Below are 1164 nucleotides of genomic sequence, written 5' to 3'. Positions count from 1 at the left end.
CGCAGGCGTTGCTCGCCGCGTGCGTGGTGGTGCTGGACGGCGCGGGCCGTGTGCTGCTCCTGCGGTACGGGCCCGGGCAGCCGGGTGCCGGTCAGTGGTGGCTGCCCGGCGGGATGCTCGACCACGGGGAGGACCCGTGGACGGCGGCCCGGCGGGAGATGCGCGAGGAGACCGCCATCGAGCTCGGGCCGCTGCCGCGGCTGATCGGCGTCGACCACCGCGTGGACGTGCTGGGCACCGGCCCGGTCCTCGACTGCTTCTTCCACGGCGGCACGCTGTCCGCGGGGGTGCGGCCGGCCGTACGGCTGAGCCCCGAGCACGACCGCTACGGCTGGTTCGCGCTCACCGAGCTGTCCGGCACCCGGCTCGCCGCGCCGCTGCCCACCCTCACCGCCCTGCACACGGCGGCGGTGAGCGGCACGGTGGTGTGCCTGCGGGAGGGTGTGCCGTGGGGTGACGGGGATCCCGCCCGGCCGGGCTCGGCCCGGCTCGGCTCAGCCCAGCTCGGCTTCCGGTAACGCCTCGTCGCGGGCCGCGAGTCTGCGCAGCATCTCGCGGACCCGGTCCCGGGACTCGTCCGCCGCGTCGATCGCCTCCATGCACTGCCAGTACGTGGCCTCGTCGGCGGCGGTGCTGGCGATGCCGAGGAGGGCGATGCCCACCTCGCCGAGCAGCGCGTGCAGGCACAGCAAGGCGCGGTGGGCATCGTCCAGTTCGGTGAGCTGGGCCGCGAGTAACTCGTCCGGGTCGAGGTCGGGGGCGTCCAGCACCCCGCAGCCCCGGCCCGCCAGCTCGGTCAACCCCAGGGCCTCACCACGCAGTTCGGGTGGCCCGGAGACGGCGAGGCGGCTGCCGATCGCCTGGGCCAGCGACTGCGCCTGCCAGACCTCCGCCAGGATGCCAGGGGCCTCGCCGCTCCCCGCCAGGGCACGCCTGCTCGCCAGGATGAGCCGCACCGCGTCCATGCGCTGCCCCCGTCCGTCCCGACGTGCTCACCACACGTCCGCCCGCACTCCATCAGTCCACTACCCAGAGTGAAGCCGCTTGAGACGAAAAGCCAGAGGAAGACGGAAATCTGCGGACAACAAATCGGTTTCGTCCCGCCTGTTGACTCCGTAGAGTGATACCGGAGTGGTCAGTTCCCCTCGGGCGCCGGGCGCTCCC

General features: G+C 73.6%; 2 protein-coding genes. One reads left to right on the top strand and one right to left on the bottom strand.

Annotated elements, in window-relative coordinates:
- On the top strand, nt 1–518 hold a 518-nt coding region (locus IE249_RS13655; protein ID WP_229858374.1), incomplete at its 5' end, for an NUDIX hydrolase.
- Here IE249_RS13655 and IE249_RS13650 read toward each other — a convergent pair.
- Complete coding sequence (locus IE249_RS13650; RefSeq protein WP_189705076.1) at nt 495–965, bottom strand: DUF6099 family protein; 471 nt, start codon at nt 963–965, stop codon at nt 495–497. The genes IE249_RS13655 and IE249_RS13650 overlap by 24 nt on opposite strands.
- Nucleotides 966–1164: the final 199 nt, after the last annotated feature.

The organism is Streptomyces anandii JCM 4720, assembly GCF_014650655.1.
GTDB classification, from domain to species: domain Bacteria; phylum Actinomycetota; class Actinomycetes; order Streptomycetales; family Streptomycetaceae; genus Streptomyces; species Streptomyces anandii.
The sequence above is the reverse complement of the archived record's forward strand: the minus strand, read 5'-3'. Positions and strand labels throughout refer to the sequence as shown.